Here is a 26,343-nt window from a genome sequence, read left to right on the forward strand (position 1 = left end):
CGACGGGGGCCGCCGACGTCTCCGGCGCGGCAGCGGTCGCGGCCGCGCCCGGCGCGGGCTCGGCTGTGGCCGCGGGCGTCGCGGCGGGCGCTGCGGGTTTTGCCTCGCCTCCCGCCACGTTCGCGGGCCCCGCCGGAGGCGGATCACTCGCGCCGCCGCATGCGCTCACGGAGGCCAAGAGACACGCGGTCGCCCACGCGAACGGGGCCATGGCCACCGCGCCCGCGTGCGCCCCGTGCAAAACGTTCGTCCATCGTCTCACCGACATCATTCTCGCCTCCGCGTCCTTCGCCCCGGACCCCATTTTCACATCGCCGTCACGGTCGGTGACGCGCGATCTTCCAGCCAATGCTCCTGAAGGATCAGCGAGGGCTTGGGCTTGAAGACGCCCGCCGCGTCGACCCCGCCGGTCCAGATCTGCACCACGCGCCGATCGCCGCGCCGCATCGGGAACTGCACCTCCCCGCCCTGCCGCTCGTCGCGATCGATCCAGAACGAGACCTCGGCGGCATCCCCGCCGAGAACGACCATCGCATGCGGCTTCGTCCCGAGGCAACGCACCTTGAGCCACTCGCGCACCCGGTACGCGGTGCAAGGCGCCGCGGCCGGCCCCGTGCGCGTCAATCGGACCTTGGTCGCCTTCGACCATTCGTCGAACGTGGGCGCCTTCGTCTTTTCGTTGCCCGGCGGATCCATGTCGAGCGGCACGGCGTCCCCGAGCGCCGCCGAAGCGGCCCCAGCGGGCGGAGCCTGCGCTGGGGCCGGCGAGGATGCCGTCGCCGCCGCGACGAGCGCGAGGAGGGGAAGCGGGAAGGCTCTCATAACGTCCGCAAGAACGCCGCAAGCGCGTCGCGATCTTCCTTCGAAAGTTGGTTCGTTTTGCCCATGCGATCGTTGTTCTTCGCGACCAGCTCGTCGAGGTTCGCCGCGCTCCCGTCGTGCAGGAATGGCGCCCGGCCTTCGAGATAAAGGAGCGACGGCACGCGAAGCTCGCCGGTCTTCAATTCGTCGAAATCGGGCCGGCGCGCGAGCTTCGGCAGCGGATAGACCGAACGATCCGTGTACTCCGTCCCGGGGACGTGGCAACGCGCGCATTGCACGGCGTCGTTCATGAAGACCTCCTTGCCGCGCTGCTCGACCGCGTCGAGCGTGCGTTTTTCGCGCGGCGGCGGCTTCAGGCCGGCCCGCACGAAGGTGGCGATGCGCAACGCGCGCGCGTCGAGGTTCTGCGGCTCGTGCTTCGGCACGCCGCCCCACCGGTGCAGGCCAAAGCCCCCGCGCAGCCGCGATACGAGGTCGGGGCTCTCGCCCACCCAGCCATAGGGTCCGGGTGAGCTCACGCGACCCGCGAGCATCGGCGTCCGGCGCGGCACGCCGCGGGTCCGATCGGTCTCGGGCACGTTCTCGGCCGTGCCCACGAAATTCACGTTCGTCCCGTCCTCGGTATTGAATTTCGCCTCGTGCCACACGTGCCCGTCGTCGCGCCCCTCCGGATGGCAGCCGGCGCAGCCGAGCCCCCCGCTCATCAGGCGATCCGTCGCATTGTAGAAGAGCCGCCGGCCGATCGCCGCGTCGCCGCCGATCGGATCGTCCGCGACACGGACGAACGTCGGCGCGGGCGCCTTTTCGTTGCTGAAGGCGCCACGCGGCGCGCGCGGCGCGAGCGGAATGGCCACGAGATCGTACGTCGCGCCGCAAAACACGAACGCCGTCGCCTCGTCCTCCGAAAGCACGACCCCCGCGGGCGCTCCGCCTCGATTCGCGATTCCCAGCGCGGGATCACGCTCACTGCCCACGTCATACGTGGCGACGACGGAGAGCGTCGGATCCACCGCGAGCGCGTCGACCTCCACGAGCCGATCGTCGCCTTCACCCGCGACGAGCAGCGTATCCGCGCTGCGACGATAAACGACGGCGCGCGGCTGCGTGAACACCGCGAGGCTCGTGCCCGGGATTTGCAGCTCCGGCGCCGGCCCCTCCCCTTCCGCGCGGACCAGCGTCGTATGATCCCGATGCAGCGGCGCGAGGCCCTTGTCCGCGCCCGTGACGAGCACGTCCACCGTGGCCGCCCCGAACCACGCAATTTCCCCCAATGCGCCGAGCGCGTGCCGCGGCGCATAGAGCAGGCTCTCGTCCGGGGACAACGTGATCGCATACCCGAGCGCCGCGTTCAGCGCCCTTCCCACGGGCGTGCGCAGCGGCGACGCAGGCAGCTCGACGCGCCGGATCGTGGGCGTGCTGCCGCCGAGCTCGTCGAGGCGCGTCAACCCCGCGCCCGTGAGATGCGAGATGTAGGCGGATTGCCCGTCCTTCCGGAGGGCGATGCCCCGCGGCTCGCGTGCGACGTCGACCGTCCAGCGGACCTCGTGGCTGCGCAGATCGACCGCGCTGACCTTGTGCGTCCATGCGCTCGTCACGAGCGCCAGCGATTGATCCGCCGTCACCGCGAGCCCCCAGGCGTCGGCCGGCAATTTTACGCGCGATACCTCGACGAGCGCGGCGCTCGGCTCGGCGCGGAACTCCACGAGCAGACCTGGATCGCGGATGGTCACGAGCACGCGCCCGGGCAACGTCACGACCTGCGCGGGCGGCCCCGGCATCTCCACGGCCGTGCCGGCCCCGCCTGGCGAAAGGGGCAAGGGCACGCGCCGGAGCACGCCGTGATCCTCGTCGGCGACGTAGAGCGCCTCCTCCCCGACGCCCCGCGAAAGCACGCTGCCCTGCCGCGGCCCGATCGACGCGGCGTTCGTGGCGGGCGCCGCCGACGTTGTGGGCGAGGCCGCGGAGACCGAGGCCAACGGCTGCGTGGCCCCCGCGTCCACGCTGGCCTGGTCCGAGCCCGTGCAAGTACAGCCGACGCCGAGGCCCAAGGACACCCCGACGGCAATGCTGACCAGCCCGAGGCGTGAGCCGAACGATCCGACGGGGCGCTGTGTAGGCACGGAGGTCGGACCAACATACGCCGGCCCGAGGGACGATCTCTATGATTTTCGCACCCCGGGGGCGTGGACCGGTAGGTGCATCCCGAAGAACCTGGGTATGCACTTGCAGAGCATTCGACGCGTCGTCCCTCAATGCGGGTGCCTTGGTGGCCGCGATACAATGCTCGCCCAAGCGAAATTTCACGCTGCGATCAAGCGATCCAGCCGACGCGGAGCACGGAATCTCGGTGCATCCGGGAAACATCACGCTTGAACCACCGGCCGTGACCTGTGAACATCGCCGGCCAGGAAGGGGGAACCGCGCGTGCCCAATGACGATTTTTCCTTCGCGTGCGAGGCCGTCCCCGGCGAGGGGGCTTTCGGGGCCTGGGGGGCCCTCCGGGTCGCGCGTCTCCGCGGCCGCGAGGCCCTCTCCGAGCCGTACCGGTACGAGATCACGCTGCTCGCGAAGGCCGGCGCGGCCGAGGTCGATCCGCGGGACCTGCTCGGCAAACGCGCGACGCTCCGCATCGCCACGCTTTCGAATCCCCCCTTCAAGGTCGTCCACGGCATCGTCCGCGAGGCCTCGGAGCTCTCCGACCTGCCCGAGGGCACCCTTCTCCGGGTGATCCTGGAGCCGCCCTGGACCCGGGCGCAGCACCGCACGCGGTGCCGGATCTTCCTCGACAAAAGCCTCCGGCGTATCGTCGAGGCGGTCCTCACGGGCGACCCGCGCATGGAGCACCAGGCGAGCGCCGAGGTCGAGGACGACGACAACGCGCCCACGTTCACGCCCGCCCGCGAGCTCTTCACCTGGCGCGTGACGGACACCTCGCGCCTCGACGACCCGCGCGCGCGCCCGTTCGTCGTGCAGTACGAGGAGAGCGACTTCGCGTTCGTTTCGCGCCTGCTCGAAGACGAGGGCATCAGCTACCACTTCGAGAACGGCCGCGAGGCCTGCCTGCTCGTCCTTTCCGATGACGACGCCGGCCGGCCGCGCCTCGATCCTCCCGAGCTCGGCGCGTCGATCCCCGGCCGGAACGTGAGCCACCTCGGGCTCGGCGGCCGGCTGCGCCCCACCCGCGTCGTGCTCGACGACCACGACTGGCGGAAACCGACGCTCGACATCACGGCCAAGGCCGGCAGCGGCGATCTCGCCGAGTACCATTATCCCGGCGCGTACGGCGACGCCGCCGACAAGGGCAAGCCGCTCGCGGCCGCGCGCCTCGACCGGTATCACGTGGAGGCGAGCTACGCGGCCGGCGCGGGCGGGGTCCGGGTGCTCTCGGCCGGATCGATCTTCGCGCTCGCGACCGAGGAGCCGGACCACGAGGGTGAATACCTCGTCACGCGGCTCGACGCGCGCGGGGCGCAGCAGGGCGTGCTCGCCCAGCCCGCGGCCGAGGACGCCTTGCCCTGGGAAGCGCGCTTCGACCTCGCGCGGCGCGGCGTGGGCAACGCCGCCACGGCCTCGCGGTTCCGCCCGGCGCAAAGGACGCCGAAGCCTCGCATCCGCGGCGTGCAGACCGCCGTCGTGACGGCCGATCCCGGCGCCTCCGGGGCCGAGGTGAACGTCGGCGGCCCGGACGGGCTCAGCGTGGGCTGCGTCCGGCTGCGGTTCCCTTGGGACACGGACGCGGCGCGCCTCGCGAAGGAGCCTTCGAGCCTCTGGGTGCGCGTCAGCCAGATCTTCGCCGGCGCGGGCGAGGGCGCCGTGTTCCATCCGCGCGTCGGCGACGAGGTGATCGTCGATTTCGACGAGGGCGACCCCGACAGGCCCGTCGTCGTCGGCCGCGTCTACAACGGCGCGAACCTGCCCGCGCGCGGCGGCGGGCACGAGAGCTCGATGAAGTCGCTCTCGACGCCCGGCGGCGGCACGTACAACGAGATCATGTTCGGCGACGCAGCCGGCGGCGAGCTGCTCCACTCTTTCGCGGGCAAAGACCAGACGACGGACGTCGCGAATTTCCGCCGCGAGAGCGTGGTCTCGAACGCGAAGATGACCGTCGGCGGCAACAACACCGAGACCATCGCCGCGAACCGGACCGAAAACGTCGGCGCGAACGACACGCTCACGATCGGCGGCAACCAGACGATCACGATCGGCGGCAACGCCGTCACGATCGTCGGCGGCAACCATGCCCACGCGGTCGGCGCGAACGAGCTCAACATGGTCGGCGGCTCCCAGACGATCGGCGTCGGCGGGAGCCTCACGGAGAGCGTCGGCGCGGACGTGAGCGAGTCCTACGGCGCCTCGCGCACGACGACCGTGGGCGGCGCGGTGACCGAGAGCTTCGGCGCGATGATGAAGGTCACGGTGGGCGGGAACGTGGACGAGAGCGCGGCCTCGCACACGCTCTCCGTGAGCGCCGCGCGGCTCATGATGATCGGCGGCAACTACACGACCGTCGTCACGGGCGACGTCACGACGCAGATCGGCGCGGTCGAGATCGAGGCGAGCGGGGGCCCGCAGACGCTCGAGGTCGGCGGCTCGATCACGCGATCCGGCCCGCTGCACCTCACGCTCTCGGCGTTCGAGGACGACATCAAGAGCGCGAAGCTCGACGCGCAGGGCTCCTCCTCCTCGTACAACGTGATCACGCTGGAGGCGATCGGGATGACCCGCGACGTCACCGGGATCGCCAAGTCGAAGGCCGGCGCGAGCCCGAGCGCGTACGGCTTCGAGAAGAGGATGTGCGGCGGGATCCTCAAGATCGCCGCCGTTGGCCTCGTCGCGTCGGGCGTCGACAACCAGGGCGGCGGGCCCAACGTCGAGGCCTGAGACCAAGAGGACGTATGCCGAGCTTCGACTACACGTTCGCTTGTGAAGAGGTCGCCGGGGCCGATCCCTGGTCGGCCCTGCGCGTCGCGCGTTTCACCGGGGCCGAGGCGCTCTCGTCGCTTTACCGCTACGAGATCCTCCTGCTCGATCCGGCCGGCGTCGCGTCGGCCCCAGCGCTCGTGGGCAAACGCGCGACGCTCCGGATCACCACGCTCTCGGCCCCGGCGTTCAAGACCGTGCACGGCATCGTCGTGGAGGCCGAGGAGATCGCGCGGCTGCCGGAAGGACGCACCTTGCGCGTCGTCCTCGCCCCGCCCTTCGCGCGCGGCGCGCATCGCAGGCGGTGCCGCATCTTCCTCGACAAGACCTTGCGCGAGATCGTCCGGGCGGTCCTCCTCGGTGATCCGCTCGTCCGCGAGGCCGGCGCCGAGCCTCCTGCGCCCGATCTCGGCGGCGCCGATTTCGCGCCGGCCGACGAGGCGTTCACGTGGCGCGTCGAGGACACCTCGCGCCTCGACAACCGGCGCGTCCGGCCCTTCGTCGTGCAGTACAACGAGAGCGACTTCGCGTTCGTCTCGCGCCTGCTCGAAGAGGAAGGGATCACCTACCACGTCGAGAACGGCGCGGAGACGAGCCTGCTCGTGTTCACGGACAGCGACGCCGGCCGCCCGCGCCTTCAGCCCGACCTCGTCGGCATCGGCATCGACGGGCGCGAGGTCCGCGGGTTCTTCACGGGCGGCCGGCTGCGGCCCGAGGCGGTCTCGCTCGGCGAGTACAACTGGAAGCAGCCCGGCCTCCCGATGGACGCGCGTGTCGGCGGCAAGGACGCGGACCTCTTCGAGGTGGTGTACCCGGGCGGCTACCCGGACGAGGCGACCCAGGGCCGCCCGCTCGCGAAGGCGCGGCTCGAACGGCACCGGACGGAGGCCCGCTTCGCGCGGGGCGACGGTCACCTCCGGGTCCTCGGCGCCGGGACGATCTTCGAGCTCGACCACAAGAAACCACGCCTCGAAGGCGAGTACCTCGTCAGCTCGCTGGAGGTCGTGGGCGAGCAAGCCGGCGTCCTCCCGAGCGGCGCGGGCGGCGGCGTGATCGAGCCCTTTTTCGCGCGGTTCGTCTGCGCGCGCCGCGGCCAGGGCACCGCCGTCGAGGACAGCGGGTTCCGTCCGCCGCGCGTCACGCCGCGGCCGCGGATCGTGGGAACCCAAACGGCCCTCGTCACCGCGGATCCCTCGGCGCCGAGCGCGGAGATCCACGTCGGCGGCCCGCCGGGCGTGCAGATCGGCTGCGTGCGCTTGCGCTTCCACTGGGACACGGACGAGGCGCGGCTCGCGAAGGAGCCTTCGAGCGCGTGGGTCCGCGTGAGCGAGCCCTTCGCGGGCAGCGGCATGGGCGGCGTCTGGCACCCGCGCGTGGGCACGGAGGTCCTCGTCGACTTCGAGGAGGGCGACCCCGATCGGCCGCTCGTCGTCGGCCGCGTCTACAACGGCAAGAACCGGCCCTACCACGGCGGCGCGCCCACGATCAGCACGCTGAAGTCGAACGCGAGCCCGGGCGGCGCCGTGCACAACGAGATCACCTTCGACGACACGTCGGGCGCCGAGCGCATCTACACGAACGCCGGCAAGGACATGGAGACCGACGTCGGGAACGAGCGCACCGAGACCGTGGGCGCGAACAGCGCGATGAAGGTCGGCGCGAACGACACGGAGACCATCGGCGCGAACTGCGCCGTGACGATCGGCGGCGACGAGACGGTCACGGTCGGCGGCAACGACACGGCCCTCATCGGGGGCAACCTGTCGACGACGATTGGCGCGAACGCGACCACGATCATCGGCGCCAACGAGGGGCATTTCGTCGGCGCGGATCAAGCGATCACGATCGCCGGGGCGCACAACGAGATCGCTTCCGGCAGCGTCACCGAGGAGATCGGCGGCACCCTCACGACGAGCGTCGCCGCGTCGGAGACGCAGACCCTCGGCGGCAACCGATCCACCATGATCACCGGCGCGCACACGCAGTCCTTCGGCGCCGCGCACCTCAAAATGGTCGGGGGCAACCGGGATCTTTCGTGCGCGAGCCTCGACACGACGGTCTCGGCCGCCTCGATCCGCATCGTCGGGGGCTCGGTCACGACGAAGATCACGGGCGATCACACGCTCTCGACGGGCGGCGGCGCGGTCTACATCGCGCCCAAGTACAGCGCGCAGGACGCGAACCGGAGCGACGTCGACGTCGCGAAGTACACGCTCACGGGCCTCGACGTGACGATCGGCGGCATCGCGCTCGGCGCCACGGGGTACGCGTCGTCGACGATGGGCGTGAGCGCCGCGGCGGCCGGGCTCAACGTGGAGTTCGTCGGCGCGGACGTGGACTTCTTCGGCCTGCTCACGCGGGTCGACGGGGGCCACATGCAGAACAACGGGGTCAAGACGCGGGTCGGGCTCATCATCAAGCTTTGAAGGCGCACGCGGCGGCACGAGGACACCGATGAACACCGACGATTTCGTCTTCGCGTGGGAGGAAGAAGGCCAGACGCCCGAGCCCCTGCGGGTCGCGCGTTTCGAGGGCGAGGAGGGCATGAGCCGCCTCTTCCGCTACGAGATCCTCCTCCTCGCGAAGGAGGCCGACCTCGACCCCGAGACCATGATCGGCAAGCGCGCGAGCCTCTGGATCACGACGCTCTCGGCGCCCGCGTGGAAGCTCGTGCACGGGATCATCACCGAGGCCGAGGACGCGACCACCCTTCCCGAGGGATCGGTCTACCGCGTCGTCGTCGAGCCGCCGCTCGCGCGCGCGCGCTACCGCACGCGGAGCCGCGTCTTCCTCGACAAGACGTTGCGCCAGATCGTCGAGAGCGTCCTCCGCAACGACGCGGGCATGACGCTCACCTCGGGCGCCTCGCTCGATCCCCCGGTCGGCCCGCCCTCGTTCACGGCCGCGTCCGCGCGCTTCACCTGGCGCACCAAGACGAGCCGCCTCGACGCCCCGAAGGCGCGGCCGTACGTCGTGCAGTACAACGAGAGCGACCTCGACTTCGTGGCGCGGCTGCTCGAAGAGGAAGGCATCAGCTACCACTTCGAGCACACGGACGATACGAGCCTGCTCGTGCTCTCGGACAAGGACTTCGGCCGATCCCGCGTCCCGGGCGACGACGTCTTCGGGCCCGGCAAACCCGGCCGCGGCATCGGCACCTTCCGCCTCGGCGCGCGGATGCGCGCGACCTCGGTCCACCTCGGCGCCTACAACTGGGAGAAACCCGCGCTCGACGTCGACGCGAAAGCCGCGGGCGAGCCGGGTGATCTCTCCGTGTACACCTTCCACGGCGGCTCCTTCGACAGCACCGAGCTCGGAGAGCCCCTCGCCGAAGCGCGGCTCGACGAGCTCCACACCGAGGCCTCGTTCGCCGTCGGCGAGGGCGCTACGCGTGTGCTCTCGGCCGGATCGATCTTCACGCTGGAGCACCCCAAAACCCGGTACGAGGGCGAGTACCTCGTCACGCGCCTGCGCGCCGTCGGCCATCAGCAAGGCGTGCTCTCCGTCGACGCGGGCGGCGCTCCCGCCGAGCCGTTCCGCATGGAGATCGAGTGCGCCTGCCGCGGCCGCGGGAGTGATGTCGCGGAAAGCCGCTACCGCCCCGCGCGAAGCACACGCAAGCCGCGCATCCTCGGCGCGCAGACCGCGTTCGTGACGGCCGAGCCGAGCGCGCGCGGCGCCGAGGTGAACCTCGGCGGATCGAGCTCGATCGGGTGCGTGCGCCTGCGCTTTCCTTGGGACACCGACGAACCCCGGCTCGCCAAGGAGCCTTCGAGCAAGTGGGTCCGCGTGAGCGAGCCCTTCGCGCGCGGCGGCCAGGGCGGCATCTGGCACCCGCGTGTCGGCAGCGAGGTCATCGTCGAGTTCGAGGACGGGGATCCCGACCGGCCCTTCGTCACGGGCCGCGTCTACAACGGCAAGAACCGCCCCGCGCAGACGACCCCGACGCACAGCACGATGTGGTCGCTCTCCACGCCCGGCGGCGGCGTGCGCAACGAGATCTCGTTCGAGGACACGGCCGGCAGCGAGCGCATCTACATGCACGCCGGCAAGGACATGCTCGCGAACGTGGGCAACCAGCGCGTCGAGAACGTCGGCGCGGACGCGCTCATGACCGTGGGCGCGAACAACACCGAGGAGATCGGCGGCGACCAGACGATCCAGATCGGCGCGAACGACACGCTCTCCGTCGGCGGAAACCAGACGGAGACGATCGGGGCGAACCAGATCCGCATCGTCGGCGGCAGCCGGCTCATGGTCATCGGCGGCAACGAAACACGGCAAACCGGCGCGAGCCACGCGAACATCGTCGGCGGCGCGCTCAAGGAGAACGTCGCGGGCGACGTCGGCGAGACGTACGGCGCCACGCGCACCACGGGCCTCGCGGCCGACTGGACCGAGAGCTACGGCGCGACGCGTGATCAGACCGTCGGTGCGCTCACCCTCCAGGACTACGGCGGCAACCAGACGACGAACATCGCCGGCGCGCGCACGATCCAAGCGGGCGCCGTGCTCGGCGCGCTCGTCGGCGGCAACTTCGACACCGAGATCGGCGGCTCGGAGACCGTGGACGTCGGCGCCGCGACCCTCCACGTCGCGGCGGGCCCCATCACCCACCAGGCGTCGAGCCTCGACATCAACATGTTCCTCAAGCTGCACCTCGTCGGGGTGAAGCTTTCCATGTTCGTGTTCAAAGCAGCGGCGACGGGCAAATCGTCGAGCTACGGCGCGCTCACGGCCTCCGCGAAGGGCACGGCCATCTCGTTCACGGGCCTGAACCTCCGCACGACGGGCCTCAAGTCCACGGCCGCGGGCGCGAAGCTCGACGAGGACGGCGTGAAGCTCGTGGCCATCGGCGTCCTCATCCACCCCTCGGGCGTGCATACGTTCACGTGACGGCCCTGTGAAGACGATCAAGCCCATGAAGCTCGGCGTCCTCACGCGGACGTTCGAGCTCGATCACAAGCACTACTTCGTCCCGACGGTCTTCGTCTTCTGCGACCTCGGGCCCGCGCGGAGCCTGCTCTCCGAGGTCGAGCTCTGGCGCCTCGCGGCCGCGGAGCTCGGCAAGGACGCGGTGCTCGACGAGTGCATGCCCAAGCAACGCGGCGAGCTGCTCGTCCACGGCCGCTGCTACACGGCGAACCGCGTCCCGCGCCCCGCCGCCTCCGTGCGCGCCAAGCTCGGGCCGATCGACAAGACGCTCTACGTCATCGGCGATCGTGTCTTCCGCCGCGACGGCACGCCCGGCGATCCGGAGCTCTTCACGGAGATGCCGATCCACTACACGCGGGCGTTCGGCGGCGAGGGTTTTTCGCAGAACCCGATCGGCGTGGGCTTCGCGCCCACGAAGGAAGACGGGCGCACCGTGCACCGGCTCCCGAACATCGAGCTGCCGGACAAGCTCCTCAAGAGCACCTCCGATCGCCCTCCGCCCGCGGGCTTTGGCCCCTACGATCTGCTCTGGGCCCAGCGGTGGCCGAAGATCGGCACCTACGACACGAAGTGGGCGCGCGAGGATCTGCCGGGCCTGGCGAAGGACATGGACCTCTCCATGTGGAACGCCGCGCCGAACGATCAGAAGCTCCCGGCCGGCTTCTTCGAGGGCACCGAGGAGATCCTCCTCGAGAACATGCACCCCGAAAAACCCCGGATCGAGGGGCGCTTGCCGGGCGTCGTCGGCCGATGCTTCGTGACGCAACGGACGGCCGAGGGCGACGTCTTCCGCGAGATCCCGCTGCACCTCGACACCGTGCAGATCTTCCCGCACCACGAGCGCGTCGCGCTCTCCTTCCGTGGCCTCTGGGCCATCACCGAGGACGACGCCGACGACATCCTGCATCTGCTCGTCGCCGCCGACGATCGCACGGCGCCCCGGCCGATCGAGCACTACCGCGCCGTGCTCGATCGTAGGCTCGACCCGAAACGCGAGGCCTCCGAGGTGTTCCGCGACGGCGACCTCCTGCCGCCCGACGCGGGCGGCAAGGCCTCTGGGGGCGGCGACATCGACGCGATGTTCGAGCTCACGCGCTCGGAGAACCTGCTCCAGAAGAACCTCGCGGAGCGCGCGCGCCGCGAGGCCGAAAAGACCCGCGCGGCCATCCTGGCGGCGGGTGGTGATCCGGACCGCGTCCCGGTCGTGGAGGGGCCGAAGCCGGTGGAGGGGCCCTCGTTCGGGGACCTGCCGGACTTCGTCGAGCGCTCGGAGCGGGATCTCGCCGAGGCGCAGCGCAAGATGGACGAGGCGCACGAAAAAGCGCTCGCCGATACGCGCAAGCGTTACGCCGCGGCGGGCCTCGACTACGACGCCGAGGTCCGCCGGATGAAAAAGAAGGCCTCCGGGCCGCCGACGTTCTCCGCGGACAAAGAGCTCGAACGCCTGCGCGACATCCAGACGCTCTGCCACAACGCGAACGTGGCGACGCCCGACCTCGACGCGGCGCTCGCCGATCCGGCCACCGAGCAGAAGCTCCGCAAGGCCGAGGAAGAAGCCCGGAACGCCTATCGCGACGGCGCGCACCTCGCCGAGCACCGCCCCGCGCGCCTCGAAGAACCCGCGCGGAGCGAGCTGCGCAGGCGTGTCGCCGCCGCGCACGCCGAGGGCCGGAGCCTCGCGCGGATCGACCTCTCGGGGGCCGATCTCTCGGAGATGGACCTCCCCGGCGTGGACTTCACGGACGCGTTCCTGGAGAACGCCGACCTCTCGGGGGCGAACCTCGCGGGCGCGAAGCTCGCGCGTGTCGTGCTCGCGGGCGCCACGTTCGTGGGCGCCGATCTCACGGGCGCCGATCTCGCCGAGGCGAACCTCGGCGCCTCGAACGGCAAAAACGCAAACCTCGACGGCGTCACGCTGCGCGGCGCCATCCTCGCGAAGGCCGACCTCACGGGCGCGTCGCTCGGCGGGGTCGTCTTCGAGCTCGCCGATCTCTCCGACGTCCTGCTCGACGGCGCGGCGCTCACGGGGGCGCGCTTCGATAAGTGCATCCTGAAGGGGAACCTGCTCCGCGGCTGTGATCTGCGGGAATCGACGTTCGTGCACGCGATGCTGGTCGAGGTCGACCTGCGCAACGCGAACTTCGCGAACGCGACGCTCGAACACGCCTCGCTCGTCCGGTGCACGCTCGACGGCGCGTCGTTCTTGAAGGCGAACCTCTGCGGCATGCGGCTCGCCGAGCCCTGCACCTTCGTCGGCGCCGACTTCACAGGCGCGACGATCGCCGCCGCGACGCTGCGCGAGGCCGACTTCAGCCACGCGGACTTCAGCGGCGCGACGCTCTCCTCGTCCGACCTCTCGAAGTGCGTCCTGCGGGAAGCCAAGCTCTACCGCGCCGTCGCGAAAAACGCCCTGTTCATGCGGGCGGACCTCACGGGCGCGAGCCTCGTCGCCGCGAACCTGGAGGGCGCGATCTTCCTCAAAGCGAAGCTCGGCCGGGCCGACTTCAAGGGCGCGAACCTCTTCCGCGCCGACCTCCTGCGCGCCGTCGGAGACGACAAAACAAGCTTTTTCGATGCCCTCGTCACGCAGGTCCGTGTCTCGCCGAAGGGCAGCGCGGGCGCAGAGGCCACGGTGGATCCGAGCGCGCCGAGGGCCACGCCGAAGCCGGTCAACAAGGAGAGCCGTGGATAAGACCGAGCTCGTGCAGATGGTGAAGGGCGGGGAGATCCTCTCCAGGATCGACCTCGCGGGCCTCGATCTCGCCGGCGCCGATCTCTCGGGCGGCATCTTCGAGAATGTCTCGTTTCGCGGCGCGAACCTCCGCGGGTGCCTGTTCAAGGAGAGCGTGCTCAGCGAGTGTGACCTCGACGGCGCCCGCATGGACAAGGCGAACCTGCGCCACGCGGTCTTCAACCGCTCCACGCTGCGCGGCGCCGACCTCACGGGCGGCACCCTGCCCGTCGTGAAGTTCTACCAATGCGACCTCACGGAGGCGCGATTCGCAGGCTCCGACCTCGTGATCTCGGGCTTCGCGCAAAGCGACCTCACGCGCGCCGATCTCGCGGGCACGAACCTCGACCGCGCCGGCTTCGTCGAGTCGACGGTGACGGGCATGATCCTCGCCCGCGCGTGCCTCAAGCAAACGACGCTCTACAAGGCCGACCTCACGAAGACCAACTTCGCCGAGGCGCGCTTCGAGAACACGCTCTTCATCGCGGCAAACCTCCGCGACGTGAGCTTTGCCTCGATGGACCTCACGCTCTCGCAGTTCCTCGACGCCGACCTCGAAGGCGCCTCCTTCGAGCGGGCGATCGTGCGCCAGTGCAACTTCATGCGGGCGAACCTCGTGGGCGCGCGCTTCGACGGCGCCGAGGCGCAGCAGGCGATCTTCGTCGAGGCGAAGATGGCGCGCGCGACGCTCACGAAGGCCTGCCTCACGCGGGCGCTCTTCGCGGACGCCAAGATGCCCCTCGCCGACCTCTCGGGCGCGCGCGTGGACGAGGCCATCTTCCACCGCGCCGCGTGCGAGGGGACACGCCTCACCGGCTGCGACCTGACCTACGCCGACTTCACGCACGCCGACGTCTCGGCGGCCGACTTCACCGGCGCGAAGGTCTTCCGGACGCGTTTCCACCGCGTCAAAGACCAGGATACGATCTGGTGCAGCCGCGCCGCCGCCCTCGGCGACGAGGCCGAGGTCGCGACGTCCGAGGACTGGAACCCGCCGTATTGACCTGTCGATCAGGAGAGACGCATGCAAGCTGCCGCAAGGAAGTTGAACCGCGAGGTCACGACGATCGACGAAGGCACGGTCCTCGACGTGAAGGACGGCGTCTTCACGGTCCGCGTCGGTGATTTCGAGTGCGCGGCCCGGCGCGCGAAGAGTTGCCTCGTCGCGCCCGCGCCGGGCGACGTGGTGCTCTGCTCGTTTGGCCCCGGGGGCCGGAGCTTCGTGCTCGCGGTGCTCGAAGGCCCCGCGGGGGAAACGCAGCCGACGACGAAGCTCGACGTCGAGGGCGACCTCGAAATCTCCGTCGGCGCGGGCAAGCTCGACCTGCGCGCGGCCAAGGGCGTGAGCGTCGCGTCGGGCGACGAGCTCAACCTCGTCGGCCGCGCGCTCTCCGTGAGCGCGCTCGAAGGCTCGCTCTTCGTGCAGAAGCTCGCCTACCTCGGCGACCGCCTCAAGGCCGAGGTCGAGGCCATCAAGACAGTCGGCAAGACGCGGGACTCCTTCTTCGAGCGCGTCTCCGAGCGCGTCAAACGCTCGTTCCGCACGGTCGAGGACATCGACCAGCTCAAGGCGAACAAGGTCGACTACGCGGCCGAGACGACGCTCGCGATGCGCGCCGCGCACGCGGTCGTGCACGCCGAGGAGCTCATCAAGGTCGACGGCAAACAGATCCAGCTCGGCTAGGAGGCGCTAGACCATGTTCGCGAACTCGCAGATGGGCGGGCTGAACCTGGGCTTTCCGGACGTGTGCCTCACCCCGGTGCCGCCCGCGCCCGCGCCGATCCCCATCCCGTACCCGAACCTCTCCATCGGCCCGCTCGGGATCCCGTTTGTCCCCGTCGTGCTCTACGGCGGCACACCCGCGCACAACCTCGCGACGATGATCCCGATCAGCATGGGGGACAATCCGGGCATCGCGACGGGCATCGCGTCCGGGACCGTGATGGGCCCGACGCGTAGCCTCACGGCCGCGTTCTCCGTGCTCGTCGGGGGCCTGCCGGGCACACGCCTGACGAGCGTGAACATCCACAACAGCACGAACGCGCCGGGGATGCGCATCGTCCCGAGCCAGGTGCGCGTGCTCCTCCTGGCGCCCTGACGCGGCGGCGTGGACGCGCATGGCCTCGATGGAAGTCGTCTCGGCGTGCCCCCTTCGTGTCGGCTCGATCCTCTGGCAGCCGCGGGAGGGCGCGTACGTGCTCACGGTCGTCTGCAAGGCGACCTTCGCCCTCGCGCCGGAGGTCTCCAGCCTCGCCGAGGAGCAGGACGATCCGAACGAGCATGACGAATACTGGGACGACGACGCGCGGCGCAGCCTGAGCGCGGCGAGCGACCTCGCCCCGTTCAAGCGTGGCGCCGACATCCTCCTCGTCGGCCACGCCTACGCGCCCCACGCCTCGCCGGGCGGGCCCTTTTTCGCGCGGCTCGGGGTCGGCGACGTGCTCGACAAGGCGATCGAGGTGCACGGCGAGCGCGCATGGACCGCCGACGGGCGCCTGCTCGAAGAGCCCCCCGCGGGCCGGGTGGCGCTCCGGTGGGAGCGGGCCGCGGGCGGGCCCGGGACGACGAACCCGGTGGGCGTGCCGCCGAACGCGCCGCCGGATGCGCGGCACCTCCGGCGCGTGCCGAACTTCGGGCCGCCCGGCTTCCGCTTGAGGAGCCCCTCGGACGTGATCCCGCCGGTCGGCTTCGGGCCGATCGCGCCGACGTGGCCCGCGCGCCAGGAACACCTGCCCCGGCACGCGGCGGGCTGGGATCCGCACCGGCTCGGGGCGTGGCCGCTGCCCGCCGGGATCGACGCGTCGTTCTTCAACACGGCGCCGCCGGACCAGCGCGTCGCGGAGCTCGTGGGCGACGAGCGGATCTCGCTCACGAACCTGCACCCGCACGTCCCCGTGCTCTCGACGCGCCTCGCGCTCGTCAAGCCACGCGCGCTCGTGCAGAAGAGCGGGGCGCCGGCCGATCTGCGCTTCCGGTGCGACACGCTTTTCCTCGACACGAACCGGGGCATCGCCTCGCTCACGTGGCGGGGCAGCGTGCCGCTCGTGTCGCCGCACGAAGACGGGTGCGTCGTGGTGACGATCGAGGCGAGTGATCGTCAGCTCTCCGGGGGCGGCGCGCCCGGCACCGTAAAGCTCGATTGGCGCTCGAGCCAGCAGGCGGCCGTCTCCCCTGCCCTGCCCTTCACGCCCAGCGATCCGGCGGACACGGAGGCGGATGGCCTCTCCCTGGAGGACACGACGACGATCTCGCCCGACTCCCAGCGGCTCGACCCGGGGGCGGCGTTGCCCTTCGTCAAACCCCCGCTCGCCGTCCTCGGGGCCGCCTTGCCCGCGCCGCCGCCGGTGCCGCCGCCCGTGCGACCCCCGTCGTCCGTCCCGCCGCCGCCGCTCGCCTTCGAGCCGCCGCCCGCGTCACGCCCCGCGCCGCCCGACCGGGTCGCGCCGGGCCTGCCCCAGGCGCCGCCGATGATCGGCCCCCTCGCGACGCTCCGCGACCCCGGGCCGCCCGAGATCGTCCCGCCGCCTGCGCCCGCGCCTGCGTCCGCCCCCCCTGCGCCCGCCCCGGCCACGCCGGAGCCTGCGACCGCGCCGGAGATCGATCCGGCGACCGTCTCGATCGAGCAGTTCGCGGCGATCTCAGCCGAAATCGCGGAGGAACGCGAGGCCCGCGCCGACGTCCTCCGGCGGCACGAGCTGACAGCGCGGACCTTCGCCGAGGTCGAGCGCCGGTGTTCACGTGTGCTCGCCGAGGAGGCGTCCCGCGGGGAGCATGACGAGCGGGCCAAGTACGACCGCTCGTACGTCGCCGTGGTGGAGGGGTTTCGGGGGCCGATCAAGCCCGACGAACATGCGCGGATCCTGGCGTCCCTCGTGCGGGGACAAGCCCATGCCGTGCTCGACGAGCTCCACATTCAGCGGCCGGCGCTGATGCCCCTCCTGCGCTCCTGGGCGAAGCGCGCAGCCGGTACCACGGGCGCCGGTGCAGGCGCGCTCGACGCGCTCGACGCCTTCCGCGGAACGAAGCGCGGCTGAGCAGGAACGTCCGCGTCCAGGCGCCTCCCGCGGGTGCAGCGACGCAAAACGAACACGAGCTTCTGCGCAGCCGTCCTTGCATCGACGCGAAGGCGCCCGGGACACGTGCACAGCGTGGGATGCACCGGCGCGAGAGCGGCTGGGACGCCGTGACGGGCGCGCTTGCGTCGACGCAGGAGGCGCCGGGACCCCGTCACGACGATGCCTGCGTCGACGCAAGGGCCCCCGCGCCGCGGGCACGACGTCCCTCGCGCGCGTGCAAGGCACGCTGTGCAGGTGTTTGGAGCGCTTTGCACGCACGCACCCCCCACCGAGCAACGGCCCTCGGGCTTGTTGCGCGCGTGCACGGCGCGTCGCGCACGCGCGCTGGAAGCTGCCGCGTCCGCGCACGCTCCCGCGCCCCCACCCGCTCCGGGTTCCTGCGCCCGGATCCGGCGGGCGGCGCGGGCGCGCAGGCGCCGTCAGAGCACCCAGCCGCAGGCCTTCAACGCGTCGCAGTCGCCGGCGCACACCGCGTCGACGAGGCATTTCACGTCGGCTTCCTTGTAACACTTGATGGTGGTGCCCATCACGCAGTTGATGTTGCACTGCCCGACATCGGTCGAGGCCATGCAGCTCACGGAGAGCTCGCAGGTGTCCCCGTCGGACGCGCTCCCGCAGACCGCGCCCGCGCCCTGGTACGTGAGGCACCCCTCGGCGTTGTATTCGATGCCGGCCGGCAGGGCGCAGCCGCCGCCGCTGCCCCCGGCGGCCGACCCGCCGCCCGTCGACGACCCGCCGCCCTGCCCCCCTGCGCCGCCGCCACCCTCACTGCCGCCCCCCGAGCCGCCGCCCCCCGGCCCCGACGCACCCGGGCCCGCGCCACCGTCGCCACCCGTCCCCTCGCTGCTGCAAGCGACCCACGAGACGAGCGACACCATGAAGATCAAGAGGAATGTACGCATTCCGCCCCCATCGCATGAAGGGCGGACACATCCAAGTTCCTCGCAGCGTGCAAGCGCTCGTGTCGTCCGGGCGTGCGCGGCGAGCGCCTTCGGTCGGGGCACGGGACGCGGCGGGGCCGCTCCTGGAACCGAGTACGCCGGGTCCTTCCGTCGCCGTGACGTTCATGGTGGACCTTTCCACCCTCACGCGTGACAGTCGTGCCATCGCGTGTTCGCTACGATCGAATGGTGCCAAACGCTTGACGTGCACTTCCGTCTCGGGCGACATTTCCTCCTGGCATCAAGCTCCGCGCTCCATCCTCCTGGTCGTCGCGAGAAGGAAGGCAGAGTCGTAAGCATGGACAGGCCCTTCACTCACCAACCGGTTTCCGTCGAAACGAACGTCGATTCGCTCCGCCAACGCCTTGCCGATCTGAAGAGACAAGTCGACGTGCAAGCCGAGGAGATCACACGGGTCCGCGCGGACGCCCTGCGATATCGTCGGTATTTCAACCTCGCGCAGGTGGGGATGGCCATCACGTCCCCCGACACCGGTTGGATCGAGTTCAATGGCCGGCTCTGCGAGCAGCTCGGCTATGCACCGGACGAGCTGAGGACGACGACGTGGGTCTCCCTCACGCATCCCGAGGACGTCTCGCTCGACATGGACCTGTTCGCCAGCCTCGTCAAAGGCGAGATTCAGCGATACAGCCTCGACAAACGATTCGTGCGCAAAAACGGGAGCATCATGTATGGGAACATTCTCCTGCAAGGTGTCTACCGCGACGACGGGTCCTTCGACCACCTCTTTGGCTTTCTGCACGACATCACCGAACGCTGGGAGGGCGAACGGGAGAGGTTGGCGCTCAAGCAGGAGATCATCGACGCACAAAAGAGGGCGCTGCGCGAGCTGTCGACCCCATTGATCCCCGTCGCAGAGCACGTCCTCGTGATGCCGCTCGTGGGCACGATCGACAACGTCCGCGCCCAGGCGGTGCTCGAGGTGCTGCTCGACGGCGTCATGCGGCACAATGCAAGAATGACCATCCTCGACGTCACCGGCGTGGAGGTCGTGGACATGGAGGTCATGAACGCGCTCGTTCAAGCCGCCCGCGCCGTCAATCTGCTGGGCGCGCAAGCCATCCTGACGGGGATCCAGCCGCGCATCGCCAAGACGCTCGTGGACCTTCAAGCCGATCTGAGCACCATCATGACCCTCAGCACCGTCCGAGAGGGCATTTCCTATGCCCTGGGGAGGCAAAAAACATGACGCACCTCTTCCATGGACTCGAGGAATGGTTCGACTACTCCACCACGAGCTTCCAAGCCGCCGGCGCGAACGCCGAGCTCGACCCGCGCCACATCCCCACGACCCCGACCGCATACAACAGCGAGACCTATCGATGGCTCGCGACGCGGTACCGTGACATCTACCTCGATCTCTATCAGGCCATCCAGGCCGACGGGACGCTGATCCGAAAGCAGCCCCCTCACTTCACGCAGGAGTGGGCCAAGCACTTCGAACCCATCACGATCTGGAAGCAGGTCTGCCCGCTCTTCGTGTTCGGTCAAGCGCTCGGCGGTCTCGACGAACGTCATCGAGACCTCGCCCGCGCCTACGCACTCGGATACGGCGTCCCGGTGATGGCCATCGATCGAATGATGGACGCGCTGCCAGGAGCACAAGCCACGAAGCACACCTGGCTCTTCGTGCTGGCCTCCTACGCGCTCGGGCTCGAGCAGCTCCAGAAGGTCGACGCGCCGCCCGCCGCCGAGCGCTGCTTCCTGCGCCACACCCAGGAAATGTATCACTTCTTCTGGGGCGAAGAGCGAGCGCGGTATCAACTGCCGGAGGTCGTCTCGGAGGCCACGCTCACGAAGTACCTGGAGGGCGACAGCCGTCTCCTGTCGTCCATCTTCTTCCCCGTGACGATCGAGTGGGCCTTCCTGCTCGCCCAAGGGTCCTTGCCGCCCGCCTTCGCGCCAGCCCTCGTGGCCTTACGAAGAATGCGCCAGCTCAACGACGAGGTGGTGGACGCCGACGAGGACATTCGTTTCGGAATCGTGACGTTCCCCTATCTGCACGGCCTTTCATCCCCGCAAGGCGCAGAGCTCGCGGAAAACGTCCACGCAACCTGGAAGCTCGATCGCGAGGAGCCCGGCTCACCCAAGATGGCCGAGCTGACCGCGCAGCGTCGTCTCCTCCTGCAAAAAGCCGGGAGCTTCGAAGCCGCCGCACATTTCTCGATGGGCTGTCTGAAGACGGTCATGCAAGCCGTGATGGGTCATCTCCCCGCAAAGAACGCATTCGACGTGACCCTGCTGGTCAACCAGCGGGTATCGCACCTGTACCGGCTGGCCCAGCACGGTTGGAACGAAATCCCCGGCGTCTACCAGCCGGAGCCCTTCGCGCCGTCGAGCCACGCAGCCCTTCCCTTGTCCGTTCCCTGGGCATAAACGGGCGCAGGCCGTTGCGCCGGGGCGCTGCCCCGGACCCCGCGGGGGGCTGTCCGCCCCCTCGACCCCGGACCAGGCACGGCCTGGACCGAAGGTGGAAGAACTGCGCGGTGCGCAGTTCTTCCAACGGGCCGGTGGCAAGACCATGGAGGTGGGTTTCAAGCTGGCGGCGGGTACGTTGCCGGCTGAACCTGCGGCGCTGTGGCCTTGGTGGGCGGGGTCGTCGCCGGTCTTGCCACCGGCCGTTCGATGAACTGCGCATCGCGCAGTTCATCGTCCTGGGTCCAGCGCCTCGCTGGTCCGGGTCCCGGGGCGGACAGCCCCGGGTGGGGCCTGGGGCAAAGCCCCAGCGCGGGGCGCCGTGATCCTCCCCTACGTTCACTCGCCAGGCAGAATGGCTGGTGCGGCCTCTGGGTGGCTGCTGGCGGCTTCGGGCGAGAGCCGCTTCACGATGCTCCGCACGACCACGTAAAACCCGGGGACGAGCAGGAGTGCGAGTACGGTTGCGCTGATCATCCCGCCGAGGACGCCGGTGCCGATCGCGCGCTGGGTTTCTGCGCTGGCGCCGCTTGCGATGGCGAGGGGGACGACGCCGAGGGTGAATGCGAGGGACGTCATCAGGATGGGACGTAGGCGCAGACGTGCGGCCTCGATGGCTGCGCTTGCCGTCGAGCGCCCTTCCTCTTCGAGTTGCTTGGCGAACTCCACGATGAGAATGGCGTTCTTCGCGGACAGACCGATCAGCGTGATCAGACCGACCTTGAAGAAGACATCGTTCGGCATCCCGCGCAGCTTCACGGCCAGGAGCGCGCCGAGCAGACCGAGGGGGACCACGAGCAGGACGGACACGGGGATCGACCAGCTCTCGTAGAGCGCGGCGAGCACGAGGAACACGACGAGCAGGGAGAGCGCCAGGAGCGCGGGGGCTTCGTTGCCCGAGAGACGCTCTTGGTATGAGAGCCCCGTCCATTCGACGCCGTAGCCTGGGGGGAGTTGCGCGACGAGACGCTCCATCTCGGCCATCGCTTCTCCGCTGCTGAAGCCGCTCGCGGCTGTGCCGGAGAGACGCACGGCGGGATATCCATTGTAACGAACGAGCTGGAGCGGGCTCCGCTCCCACCGCGGCGTGGCCACGGCCGAGAGCGGCACCATCCGACCTTCTTGGTTGCGCACCGGCAGCGCGAACACGTCGTCGAGCTGCATGCGCACGTCCGGCTCTGCTTGCAGGATCACCTGCTGCAGACGCCCCGCGTTGGGAAAGTCGTTGACGTACATCGAGCCGAGCGCCGCCGAGAGCGTCGCGTTGATCGACGCGAACGACACGCCGAAGGCCTCCGCGCTCTGACGGTCGATCTCCACGCGCACCGACGCACCGTCGGGCAAGCCCTCCGGATACACCCCCTGCACCACGTGGCTTTTTGCCGCGGCGGCGAGGAGCTGGTTCTGGGCGGCGAGCAGACGCGTTTGCCCCTGGTTGCGTCGATCGACGAGGCGCATCGCGAACCCCGAGCTCGTGCCGAGCGAATCGATCGAAGGCGGCAGGACGTGGAACATCCTTCCGTCGCGAATACTCGCGAAACGCTCGTTCGCGGCTTGCACCTCTCCCTGGGCCGTCGCGCCTTTGCGCGCGTCCCAGTCTTTCAGCGTCGTGAACATCAGCGCTGCGTTCGGGCCCGAGCCCGAGAAGCCGAAGCCTTGAATCGCCACCACCGCCTGCACGCCCGGCCGCTCGCGGGCGTAGGCCTCGTACGAGCGGATCACCTGATCGGTACGCTCCGCCGTCGCATCCGAAGGCAACGCGACGCTCGAGATCCAGTAGCCCTGATCCTCTTGCGGCAGGAACGAGCCTGGCAATGCGCGGAACAGCCATGCCGCCCCGACGCCGATGGCGGCGAGCGAGACGAGCGCGGTCCAGCTCCGCTTCACCACGCGCCCGACGCCGTTGCCATACCGATCGGTGAGCCACGCGAAGCCACGATTGAAGGGCCCGAACACGCCGCGGTTCGCGTCGTGGTGCGCGGGCACCGGCTTCAAGAGGGTCGCGCAGAGCGCGGGCGTCAGCGAGAGCGCGAGGAACGCCGAGAGCAGGATCGACACTGCCATCGACAGGCTGAATTGCCGGTAGATCGTCCCGACCGAGCCCGACGCGAACGCCATGGGAATGAACACGGCCGAGAGCACCAGCGTGATTCCGACGACCGCGCCGGTGATCTCTTTCATCGCCTTCTTCGTCGCTTCTTTCGGCGACAGGCGCTCGGTCGCCATGATGCGCTCGACGTTCTCGACCACGACGATCGCGTCGTCGACGATGATGCCGATCGCGAGCACCATCCCGAACATCGTCAGGACGTTGATCGAATACCCCGTCGCATACATCACGGCGAACGTGCCGAGCAGCGCGATCGGCGCGACGATCGCGGGCACAAGCGTGTAACGCAGGTTCTGCAGGAACACGAACATCACCACGAACACGAGCGCCATCGCCTCGAAGAACGTCTTGAAGACCTTCTCGATCGAAATGCGAACGAAGGGCGCCGTGTCGTAGGGAACGCCGACCTCGATTCCCTCCGGGAACCCCTCGGCGAGCTCGGCCACGCGCGCGCGGACGAGCGCGGCCGTCTCCACCGCGTTTGCCCCGGGCGAGAGCATCACGCCCGCGCCGGCCGAGGGGGAGCCGTCCGTTCGTGTCGAGGTGCGGTAGCTCTGCGCGCCGAGCTCGATGCGGGCCACGTCCGAGAGCAGGACACGCGAGCCGTCTGCACGTGCGCGCAGCACGATCGCGCCGAACGCCTCGGGCGTCTCCAGCTCGCCTTGCACCACGAGGGGGATCGTCACGCGTTGCCCCGGCACCGTCGGCGCGTCGCCCACCCGGCCCGGCGAGACCTGCGCGTTCTGCGCGCGGATGGCGTTCGCCACCTCCTCGACCGACACTTCGAGCGCCGTGAGCTGCGCGGGGTCGAGCCACACGCGCAAGGCGCGCGGGGCGGCGAAGACCTGCACGCTGCCCACGCCGCGGATGCGCTTCAGCTCTTCGACGAGGCCCCGCGAGAGGAAGTCGCCGAGCGTCTGTTCGTCGTAGCGCCCGCTCGGCGAGCGTAGATCGACGATGCAGAGGAAGTTCGAGGTCGAGGACTCGACGGCGAGGCCGATCTGCCGGACCATCTGCGGCAGCCGCGGCTCCACCGTGCGCAGGCGGTTCTGGACCGCGACCTGGGCCAGCTCGGGATCGGTCCCCGGCTCGAACGTGACGGAAATCTGCGCGACGCCCGACGTGTCCGAGGACGACTCGAAGTAGAGCAGGTGCGGCACGCCCGAGATTTCACGCTCGATGGGCGCGAGCACGCTCTCGCTCATCGTGGAGGGCGTCGCGCCGGGGTACACGGCCGTCACGTTCACGCTCGGGGGCGCGACGGTTGGGTAACGCTCGACGGGCAGGCGCTGGAGCGCGAGTGCGCCGAACAGGACGATGAAGAGGGAGACGACCCACGCGAAGACCGGGCGCTCGATGAAGAAACGCGGCATGATCTCGTTATTCGCTCAGGGGTTGGGGGCCGATGCGCTTGGCGCGGCCGTCGCCGCCGGCGCTGCGGAGGGCGCGCTCGACGGGGTCGGCGGCGGTTTCCAGGGGGAGGGACGCACCGCCATCGCGGGCTGGAGCTGGTCCTGCCCTTCGACGACGACGCGGTCGCCTGCTGCGAGCCCGGTGCGCACGATCTGCTGCCCCTCGACGATGCGCCCCGTCGTGACGGAACGCACCACGACGCGGTCGCCGGGGTCGACCACGAGCACGCTCTCGCCGAGCGCGGGGTCGTGGAGCACGGCTTGCTGCGGCACCGTGATCGCTTGGGGCTCGCGGCCGACGGGGATCCGCGCGCGGACGAACATCCCCGGAAGGAGGTGGAGATCCTTGTTCTCGACGAGCACGCGTAACGTCAGCTCGCTCGTCGACGGGTCGACGTTCACGTCGGTCGAGAGCAGCCGCCCTTGCTCGGCGTAGGGCTCGCCGCGCATCGAAAGCAGCGTGACCGGCAGGCCCTGGCTCGTCTCGAGCTCTCCCCGCGCGAGGCGCTTGCGTAGCTCCTCGTAACGCATCACCGGCTGCCGGATGTCCACGTACACGGCGTCGAGCTGCTGGATCGTGACCATCGGCGTCGGGTCCGCGGTCCCCACGAGCGCGCCTTCGGTGACGCGGGACAGGCCGATCCGCCCGCTGATGGGGGCCGTCACGGTGGCGTAACGCAGGCTGACCCGGCTCCGCGCGAGCGAGGCTTCGGCGATGGCGAGGTCGGCCCGCGCGATGTCCATCGTGCTGCGCGCGTTGTCGGCGGCCTGGCCCGCGATGGCGCCGCCCGATTCGAGGCGTTCTGCGCGCTCGGCCTCCCGTGTCGCGACCGCGAGGGCCGCGCGTTGCCGCGCCGTCGTCGCGGAGGCGCTCGCGACCTCGGCCCGGAAGATCGTGGGGTCGATGCGATAGAGGGCTTGCCCCGCCTTCACGGTGTCGCCCTCGTTGAAGAGCCGCTCGAGCACGATGCCGGACACGAGCGGCCGGACGTCGGCGACCCGCACCGGCGTGACGCGCCCTGGGAGAACGTCCTCGATCACCAGGGCGTGCGGCGCCACGGACACGACCGAGACCTCGGGGGGCGGCGGCGGCGCGGGCGGCGCGCTCGTCTCGGCGGACGCGCAAGCCGTGAGGAGCGCCGCGCAAACGAAGAGGAGACGAAGGAGTCGCATGTCGTTTTCTATCGATCTTTCGCGGAGTTTGTCCGAAATGGGCGCCCGACGGACGTTCTGGACGCGCCGTGGTGGGGCACCTGCCGGGTCCGATCGTGGAACGTCTCTTTGGTGTTCGCGCGCGGGGAAGGCAATGGAGAGAGCCCCGTGAGCGCACCGACGCCTCTCGCGTACGTCGGTCGCGTCAGGACGGGGATTCGCCCATCTTCACGTTACGCCCGAGCGCAACGATGCCGTTCCCTGTTTTGCTGCCGTGAGGAAGGGAGGGGAACCTCGGAGCCAGAACGAGAGATATGCACGGCTCCTGGGTCGTCGCGCCCCACACGACCTTCCTTGGTTTACGGCTCCACCTCGTTCAAAACGGAACAGGTTTACCACGGGACATTGGGCATGCAAGGGTTCAGGGCGAAGAGCAAGCTATGGAGCCGATCTCCGCAAGCTCGGATTCGAATCCAAAGAGCCGTTTGAAAATCTTACCTTGACATAGCACCTGGCACATGGCCCGCGCCGGCCAGGGCGAAAGAGGTTCGCCTGCCGGCCATGCCGTATACGCGTCCCGCCTGAGAGGCGGCTCCCGTTTGAAGGGAACCCTCCGAGGAAGCAACCGAGGAAGCACGATTCCTACGGCACGGCCCCACGCGGCGAGGAGGCGTCCATTGAGGAAGGAGCGAGAGAGGTTTGTCGCTGACCTGCGGCGATGTGCAGTTCATCGAACGGGCCGAGGCAAGACCGGGAGCCGGGATTGTTTCCAAAGCGCATCGGGGGGGCCCGATGCCGCCCCCTGCG

At 69.9% G+C, this 26,343-nt stretch carries 15 protein-coding genes and 1 pseudogene; 10 read left to right on the forward strand and 6 right to left on the reverse strand.

Features of this window, described 5'->3' with window-relative positions:
* The 3 genes and pseudogenes from E8A74_RS46230 to E8A74_RS46240 all read right to left on the reverse strand — a co-directional run.
* Positions 1 to 262, reverse strand: a pseudogene (locus tag E8A74_RS46230) (hypothetical protein); the annotation flags it as partial.
* Between the two features lie 44 nt (positions 263 to 306).
* Positions 307 to 822: a hypothetical protein gene (locus E8A74_RS46235; RefSeq protein ID WP_136935570.1), complete on the reverse strand. Its 516-nt coding sequence runs from the start codon at positions 820 to 822 to the stop codon at positions 307 to 309.
* Positions 819 to 2,942: a hypothetical protein gene (locus E8A74_RS46240; RefSeq protein WP_136935571.1), complete on the reverse strand. Its 2,124-nt coding sequence runs from the start codon at positions 2,940 to 2,942 to the stop codon at positions 819 to 821. The genes E8A74_RS46235 and E8A74_RS46240 overlap by 4 nt, the downstream gene beginning before the upstream one ends.
* A gap of 304 nt (positions 2,943 to 3,246) precedes the next feature.
* Between E8A74_RS46240 and E8A74_RS46245 the strand changes: the two genes are divergently transcribed.
* Genes E8A74_RS46245 through E8A74_RS55760 form a run of 8 tightly spaced genes read left to right on the forward strand, consistent with a single transcriptional unit; the run spans position 3,247 to position 17,443 of the window.
* Positions 3,247 to 5,703, forward strand: coding sequence for a type VI secretion system Vgr family protein (locus E8A74_RS46245; protein ID WP_136935572.1), 2,457 nt, complete (start codon positions 3,247 to 3,249; stop codon positions 5,701 to 5,703).
* Positions 5,704 to 5,717: 14 nt separating this feature from the next.
* Positions 5,718 to 8,168: a type VI secretion system Vgr family protein gene (locus E8A74_RS46250; RefSeq protein ID WP_136935573.1), complete on the forward strand. Its 2,451-nt coding sequence runs from the start codon at positions 5,718 to 5,720 to the stop codon at positions 8,166 to 8,168.
* Between the two features lie 28 nt (positions 8,169 to 8,196).
* Entirely contained in the window at positions 8,197 to 10,638 is a 2,442-nt protein-coding gene (locus E8A74_RS46255; protein ID WP_136935574.1) for a type VI secretion system Vgr family protein, read from the forward strand.
* Positions 10,639 to 10,663: 25 nt separating this feature from the next.
* A complete protein-coding gene (locus tag E8A74_RS46260; protein ID WP_136935575.1) occupies positions 10,664 to 13,369 on the forward strand; it encodes a DUF2169 family type VI secretion system accessory protein in 2,706 nt (901 codons plus the stop codon).
* On the forward strand, positions 13,362 to 14,411 hold the full coding sequence (locus E8A74_RS46265; protein ID WP_170229889.1) for a pentapeptide repeat-containing protein: 1,050 nt from the start codon (positions 13,362 to 13,364) through the stop codon (positions 14,409 to 14,411). The genes E8A74_RS46260 and E8A74_RS46265 overlap by 8 nt, the downstream gene beginning before the upstream one ends.
* A gap of 21 nt (positions 14,412 to 14,432) precedes the next feature.
* Entirely contained in the window at positions 14,433 to 15,092 is a 660-nt protein-coding gene (locus E8A74_RS46270) for a DUF3540 domain-containing protein (protein ID WP_136935577.1), read from the forward strand.
* A gap of 13 nt (positions 15,093 to 15,105) precedes the next feature.
* Positions 15,106 to 15,507: a DUF4150 domain-containing protein gene (locus E8A74_RS46275; RefSeq protein WP_136935578.1), complete on the forward strand. Its 402-nt coding sequence runs from the start codon at positions 15,106 to 15,108 to the stop codon at positions 15,505 to 15,507.
* A gap of 19 nt (positions 15,508 to 15,526) precedes the next feature.
* The gene (locus tag E8A74_RS55760) at positions 15,527 to 17,443 is read left to right on the forward strand and encodes a DUF2169 family type VI secretion system accessory protein (RefSeq protein ID WP_136935579.1); all 1,917 of its coding nucleotides are present in this window, start codon (positions 15,527 to 15,529) and stop codon (positions 17,441 to 17,443) included.
* Positions 17,444 to 17,904: 461 nt separating this feature from the next.
* On the opposite strand, the gene E8A74_RS53490 is transcribed toward E8A74_RS55760, so the two are convergent.
* Positions 17,905 to 18,387 (reverse strand): hypothetical protein, encoded by a 483-nt coding sequence (locus E8A74_RS53490; RefSeq protein WP_170229888.1) that lies wholly within the window; start codon positions 18,385 to 18,387, stop codon positions 17,905 to 17,907.
* A gap of 430 nt (positions 18,388 to 18,817) precedes the next feature.
* Between E8A74_RS53490 and E8A74_RS55275 the strand changes: the two genes are divergently transcribed.
* Both E8A74_RS55275 and E8A74_RS46295 read left to right on the forward strand, forming a co-directional pair.
* Entirely contained in the window at positions 18,818 to 19,636 is an 819-nt protein-coding gene (locus E8A74_RS55275) for an STAS domain-containing protein (RefSeq protein WP_170229890.1), read from the forward strand.
* Positions 19,633 to 20,823: a hypothetical protein gene (locus E8A74_RS46295; RefSeq protein ID WP_136935581.1), complete on the forward strand. Its 1,191-nt coding sequence runs from the start codon at positions 19,633 to 19,635 to the stop codon at positions 20,821 to 20,823. The genes E8A74_RS55275 and E8A74_RS46295 overlap by 4 nt, the downstream gene beginning before the upstream one ends.
* A gap of 378 nt (positions 20,824 to 21,201) precedes the next feature.
* Here the strand turns inward: E8A74_RS46295 and E8A74_RS46300 are convergent, their stop codons facing one another.
* Both E8A74_RS46300 and E8A74_RS46305 read right to left on the reverse strand, forming a co-directional pair.
* Entirely contained in the window at positions 21,202 to 24,345 is a 3,144-nt protein-coding gene (locus E8A74_RS46300) for a multidrug efflux RND transporter permease subunit (RefSeq protein ID WP_136935582.1), read from the reverse strand.
* Positions 24,346 to 24,360: 15 nt separating this feature from the next.
* Complete coding sequence (locus tag E8A74_RS46305; protein WP_136935583.1) at positions 24,361 to 25,557, reverse strand: efflux RND transporter periplasmic adaptor subunit; 1,197 nt, start codon at positions 25,555 to 25,557, stop codon at positions 24,361 to 24,363.
* Between the last annotated feature and the right edge of the window lie 786 nt (positions 25,558 to 26,343).

The organism is Polyangium fumosum (assembly GCF_005144585.1).
Lineage (GTDB): Bacteria > Myxococcota_A > Polyangia > Polyangiales > Polyangiaceae > Polyangium > Polyangium fumosum.